Origin of the sequence: uncultured Bifidobacterium sp., from assembly GCF_963540075.1 — a bacterium.
GTDB lineage: Bacteria > Actinomycetota > Actinomycetes > Actinomycetales > Bifidobacteriaceae > Bifidobacterium.
In genome coordinates this window covers 1-5834 of record NZ_CAUTOG010000060.1, presented here as the reverse complement: position 1 = coordinate 5834, position 5834 = coordinate 1, and the positions used below count along the sequence as shown (strand labels likewise).

General features: G+C 67.4%; 4 protein-coding genes and 1 pseudogene. 1 reads left to right on the top strand and 4 read right to left on the bottom strand.

The window, feature by feature from the left end; genetic code table 11:
- Nucleotides 1-296: pseudogene (locus RWX87_RS06265) on the bottom strand (hypothetical protein); the annotation flags it as partial.
- Between the two features lie 420 nt (nucleotides 297-716).
- On the opposite strand from RWX87_RS06265, the gene RWX87_RS06260 reads away from it, so the two are divergent.
- Nucleotides 717-1565: an aldo/keto reductase gene (locus RWX87_RS06260; RefSeq protein ID WP_314688706.1), complete on the top strand. Its 849-nt coding sequence runs from the start codon at nucleotides 717-719 to the stop codon at nucleotides 1563-1565.
- 27 nt (nucleotides 1566-1592) lie between these two features.
- On the opposite strand, the gene RWX87_RS06255 is transcribed toward RWX87_RS06260, so the two are convergent.
- The 3 genes from RWX87_RS06255 to RWX87_RS06245 all read right to left on the bottom strand — a co-directional run bounded on the left by RWX87_RS06255 (nucleotide 1593) and on the right by RWX87_RS06245 (nucleotide 5421).
- Nucleotides 1593-3005, bottom strand: coding sequence for an NAD-dependent succinate-semialdehyde dehydrogenase (locus tag RWX87_RS06255; protein ID WP_314688704.1), 1413 nt, complete (start codon nucleotides 3003-3005; stop codon nucleotides 1593-1595).
- Nucleotides 3006-3189: 184 nt separating this feature from the next.
- Complete coding sequence (locus RWX87_RS06250; RefSeq protein ID WP_314688703.1) at nucleotides 3190-3912, bottom strand: CE1759 family FMN reductase; 723 nt, start codon at nucleotides 3910-3912, stop codon at nucleotides 3190-3192.
- A gap of 243 nt (nucleotides 3913-4155) precedes the next feature.
- Nucleotides 4156-5421 (bottom strand): CE1758 family FMN-dependent luciferase-like monooxygenase, encoded by a 1266-nt coding sequence (locus tag RWX87_RS06245; protein ID WP_314688702.1) that lies wholly within the window; start codon nucleotides 5419-5421, stop codon nucleotides 4156-4158.
- Between the last annotated feature and the right edge of the window lie 413 nt (nucleotides 5422-5834).

Sequence of the window (5834 nt, the reverse complement as noted above, 5' to 3'; positions counted from 1 at the left end):
CCGGGAAGCAGGTCACGCAGGATCGGGGAGATCACCACGTAGGCGTAGTTGAAACCCCAGAAGACGAGACCGCAGGCGACTCCCAGGGCGGCTCCGACGGCGATGTCGGCCGTGGTCCAGCGCAGGGGGTGCGAGGCTGCTCGGAGTGACGCTCCGCTGGATGACCCGGATGGCGAGAGGGCCGTGGATGCCACGGATGCGTCGCCCGCGTTCGGCGATGATGATGCGGAGACCGATGCGGCCTGGGATGGCGGATTGGTGATGGTGGTGTCCGGCGACGTATCGTCGTTGCTCATGGGATGCTCCTCGCTCCCTCAAGACCGCGCACAGCGTTGGCGGAAGCTGGGGGAATGTCACGACCCCCGATTGCTGCCCGCCGGCGCCCCTTGACCTGCGCGGTCCGCGGGCGGGAGCGCCACGCGCCACTCTAGCAGCGCACGGAACGGCCGCGAGGTGAGACAGGCCACAGACCGGCGTCAAACGCACCCTGCAGGGAGACAAGGAAAGCCACGGAGCCGGCGGACACGATGCGGACACGATGAGCATCCGTCGCCGCCGAATCCGAACCCGATGCCCGATACTCTCGTCAGCCGGCCACCCCCGCAGGGATTCGACGACGGCGAACGGAACATGGCGTTCGTCTCACCCGGGATACGGTGACGATGTCAGGCATTCCCCACGAAGGAGCAGCCATGTCCACAGCCACATCCACATCCATCCAGCAGCCGCCGGTCATCCCCATGCGTCGGGCGTATTCCGGCCTCGAGCTTCCGGCCATCGGATTCGGCACCTACCGGGTCGAGGGCTTCGAGGGCGTCCGCGCCATATCCTCGGCCCTCGAGCAGGGGTACCGTCTCATCGACAGCGCGGTCAACTACGAGAACGAGGGCGCGGTCGGCAGGGCGATCCGCGAATCAGCGGTTCCACGCGACCAGGTCATCGTCAGCTCCAAGCTTCCCGGCCGCCATCATGCCTACGCGCAGGCGCGCGTCGCCATCGAGGAAAGCGTCTCGCGCATGGGCCTCGACTGGATCGACCTCTATCTCATCCACTGGCCGAACCCCTCGCGAGGTCTGTTCGCCGAGGCCTGGCAGGCCCTCGTCGACGCGCGGAAGGAGGGAATCGTCCGCCACATCGGCGTGAGCAACTTCCTTCCGGGCCACATCGAGCTGCTCACCCGCGCCACCGGCGTGACGCCGGAGGTCAACCAGATCGAGCTGCACCCGTACTTCCAGGAGCGCGACCTGCTCGCCTGGGACGAGGAGCACGGCATCATCACCGAGGCATGGAGCCCGCTGGGACGCGCCAACCAGATGCTGCACGACCCGACGGTGGTCTCCGTCGCCACGAAGCACGGGGTGAGCCCGGTGCAGGCCATCCTGCGCTGGCATCTGCAGCTCGGGGACGTGGCCATCCCCAAGTCGATGAACCCCCAGCGCCAGCGCGCCAACATCGACCTGACCGGGTTCTCCTTGGATGACGCGGACATGGCCGCCATCGCCGCTCTCGACGACCCCGAGGGCCGCACCTTCGCCCAGGATCCGCACTGGCACGAGGAGATGTAGCCCTCCGGGTGTCACCGCACCCGCCGACTACGCGGCGACGAGTCCACCGGCCGGATTCGACAGAGCCGGATGCGAGGCGGTGACGACGAGCTGCTCGTTGACGAAGGCCATCTGACCGATGCGGCTCATCTCGCGGCCGTAGCCCGACAGCTTCACGCCGCCGAAGGGCAGTTCGGGCAACGAGGCCATGAAGTTGTTGACGAATACCATGCCCGTCTCGATGCGGGCGGCCACCTCGGCGCCATGCCGCGGGTCTCCGGCGAAGACGATGCCGCCGAGCCCGTAGGGGTTGTCGTTGGCCAGCGCCACCGCCTCGTCCTCGTCACGCACGCGGTACACGGAGGCCACCGGGCCGAACATCTCGGTGCGGTAGGCGGGGTTGTCCGGCGTAATGTCGGCGAGGATCGTCGGGCGCATGAACTGTCCGGGCAGGTCGATGGGGGTGTTGCCGTCGATGAGGGTGGCGCCGGCGGCGAGCGCGGCGTCCACCTGCCCCTGGAGCTTCGTGCGTGCCTTGGCGGTGTTCATGGGCGCCAGGGTCGTTGCCGGATCGAGCGGGTCGCCCGGGACCACGCGACGGAAGTTCTCCCTCAACGCCTCGAGGAAGTCGTCGTAGACGGCCTCCGTGACGATGAAGCGCTTGGACGAGGTGCACACCTGTCCGCAGTTGTACAGGCGGACTCGCCAGGCGATCTCGTTGACGTCCTGCATGTCGGCGTCGGGCAGCACGATGAACGGATCCATGCCGCCGAGCTCCATCGTGGTCTTCTTCAGCTGTTTTCCGGCGGCCTCCGCGACGGCCCTGCCGCCGCGTTCGGACCCGGTGAGAGCCACGCCCTGCACGCGCGGGTCGGCGATGGCCTTCGAGACCTGGTCATAGGACAGGAAGAGGTTCGTCAGGGTTCCGGCAGGGACTCCGGCCTCCTCCACGATCTCGCAGAAGCGCTTCGCCGAGGTGGGGGTGTTGGCCGCATCCTTGAGCACCATGGCGTTGCCGACCATGTAGTTGGGGGCGAAGACGCGCATGATCTGGTAGTAGGGGAAGTTCCACGGCTCGACCATGACGATGACGCCGAGCGGATGATGGAGGACCTGGGCGGTTCCGGTGGCGATGGTGTCGATGTCGTCGGGGTCGAGCAGTGCTTCCGCGTGGTCGGCGAACCAGTCCGCGATGAGGGCGCATAGCTCCACTTCGCCTTGTGACTCCCCGATGAGCTTGCCCATGTCCACGGTGCAGATGCGGGCGAGCTCGTCCTCATGCTCCCGCAGCTTGGTGGCCACGGCATGAAGCAGTTCCGCGCGATGGGCAAGGGGTTCGGTCTTCATCTCCTGGTAACGGCGATGGCCGGCCGCGATCGCGGCGTCGAGCTCCGCATCACCGGCGAAGGGATATTCGGCGACGACCTCATTGGTGTAGGGATTCACGGTGCGATAGGTCATGACTACCTCCTTGTAGGCACGGGCACATTGTAGGGTCGGGCATCCGGACGCCTCACGTCTCTCTCGCCCTCGGCGGAAACGGTTCCCGGACAATGCGACGACTGTTTCGCGAGAAGGGCTCCTGGAAAGGGTCCATAAGAGAATCGACGCGGATATTCCCGGCCCGGAGTCAGTCGGCGGCTCGTCAGTCGATTCCAAGGCCACCGGCGGCAAGCCTCATAAGGCCGCTGTCGAAGTCGGTCGGAGCCGCGGACGCGGCCGACGCGGACTCGTCCATCGTCACGCTGGCGAAACTGCGCCGGTACCCCTTGCCTGCGGCGTCCAGAACGGCCTGACGAACTCCTGAGAGGATGAAGGCGCCAAGCTCCCGGCCGGCGCGTCTTTCGCGGTCGGCCAGGCCCGTGGATGCCCAGTCGCCGCCCGCGGCCATAATGCTCGTCGGAGCGACGATGGCCCTCAGGAAGGCGAAAAGCGAGCGCATATCGGTGTCGGGCACCAGCGCATGCCGGTCCGAGCCTCCGGTGGCCACGACGACGACGGGCATCGCGAGCATGACGTCGGGCTCGGTCACGTCCCAGAACTCCTTGAACAGACCCGAATACGAGGCCTTGAACACGGGGGAGGCCGCCACGACGCCGTCTGAGGTGGCCACGATGCCGATGGCCCTCTTCAGCGCCGGGGAGACCTGGCGGCTGACGGCGGCGACGGCCACGTCACGAGCCAACGGGCGCAGATCGACGAGACGGACGGGCATGTCGAAGCCGTTGGCCCGCAGATGCCGCGCGGCCTCGAGCGCGACGGCCTCCCCCAGCTTCGTGGTCGTCGAGGGATCGCTCACCCCCGCGCTCACCACCGTGATGTGGCGTCCGTCCGACTGCTCCTCGGACGTTCCTTGCGTCGAATTCACGGACCGCGGATCCTGCGTCCGCGCCGCTCCCTCCGCTTCGCGTCCGGAATCCCGCATCATCGGATCCGCATCTGACCGGCGCCCTGGGTCATCCGTTCCGTTCATCGTCGTCCTTTCGTCTTCCTCGTGCTCGCGTTCCGCGCCGTCACGCGCCTCTACCCCGCCGTTTCCGCGTTCCGGCATGACCCTTCCGACGCGATGTTGCGCCGTCCGCGGCGACGGCGTCGCGCTGCGGGTGGTGGGTCACAGGTCCGGCAGGCTCACGGTCACGGCCGGGTCGGTGTCGACGTAGGGGCTCGTCCCCGTGACATTGTCTCCACGGTTGGCGTTGGGCCGAGGCTGCCGGGGTTCGGCGTCCCCGTACCTCGCCTTGACCATGTCCTCGTGGGTGGGGGTGCGCACGGCGTCGGGCGAGCGCAGGGCGGCGAATTCACGACGCAGCACGGGAAGCACCTTCTCGCCGAGGATGTCGAGCTGCTCGAGCACGGCGGACTTGGGCAGCCCGGCGTGGTCCACGAAGAACATCTGGCGCGCATAGTCGCCGTAGATCTCGTGCTGGCGCAGCACACGGTCAATGACCTGCTGGGGCGAGCCCACCAGCAGCGGGGTCTCGGCCATCATGGTCTCCAGGGATGGGCCGCCCTTGTACACGGGGGATTCGTCGAAGTACGGCCGGAACTCGCGGATGGCGTCCTGGGAGCGGTCGCGGATATACACCTGCGCCGCTATCCCGACCACTGCCTGCTGGCGGGTGCCGTGGCCCCAATGCTCGAAGCGCGTGCGATAGAGGTCGACGAGCCTGCGGAAATGGTCCTCGGGCCAGAAGATGCCGTTGGCAAAGAAGCCGTTGCCGTAGAAGGCGGCCTGTTCGGCGATCTCGGGCGTGCGGATGGAGCCGTGCCATACGAAGGGCGGCACGTCGTCGAGAGGACGCGGGATGGACGTGAATCCCTGCAGCGGGGTGCGGTAGTGGCCCTTCCAGTCCACGACGTCCTCATGCCACAGACGATGCAGCAGGTTGTAGTTCTCGAGGGCGAGGGGCAGGCCCTCGCGGATGTCCTTGCCGAACCAGGGGTAGACCGGGGCCGTGTTGCCGCGGCCCAGCATGAGGTCGACGCGACCGCCGGAGATGTGCTGGAGCACCGCGTACTCCTCGGCTATCCTCACCGGGTCGTTGGTCGTGATGAGGGTCGTGGAGGTGGAGACGATGAGCCGCCTGGTGCGGGCGGCGACGGCGGCGAGGAAGGTCGTGGGGGAAGACGACCAGAACGGAGGGTTGTGATGCTCCCCGATGGCGTAGACGTCGAATCCCGCCTGTTCGGCATGCACGGCCTCCTCCAGGGAGTCGACCACCCTCTCCCCCTCGCTGGGCACGTGGCCGCTCACCGGGTCACGCGTGACGTCGGAGACGCTCATGACGCCGAACTGCATGGCACCCGGCCGCGGAACCGGCGGACGCCTCCTGTTGGCCTCGATGATGGCGGCGACCTGTTCCTCGGTGCTCGGCATGGGGACTCCCTTTCTGTTCGTCGCGCTGGCGACGCGTATGCATGACGGTTGATGGCGGATGGCGTGACGGTCACGTGCGCCGAGGCCGGTCCGGAGGGGGATCGACGATGGAGCGCCCGCCTTCGGCGCCCTTCCGTCCGCCGGATGGCCTCAATGTATCATCGGGCGGCCGCCATGGACCACGGATTTCGCCAATGGAATACCTCGATTCGACATATATCCCATACGACGAGGCATTCCTCTGCGACGACCGCCGGAGAGTTCCGCGAAGCCCCGCCGAAACCCTTCCCGGCCCTCACGTCGCGACATGCGGGATCATCCTTCACAGGCTCCTCGAGTCCGCCCGATCCCTACGCAGTCCCCGGCTTCCGCAGCCCCCGCACACCCCCGAAGGCCACCCCCCCACGACGACA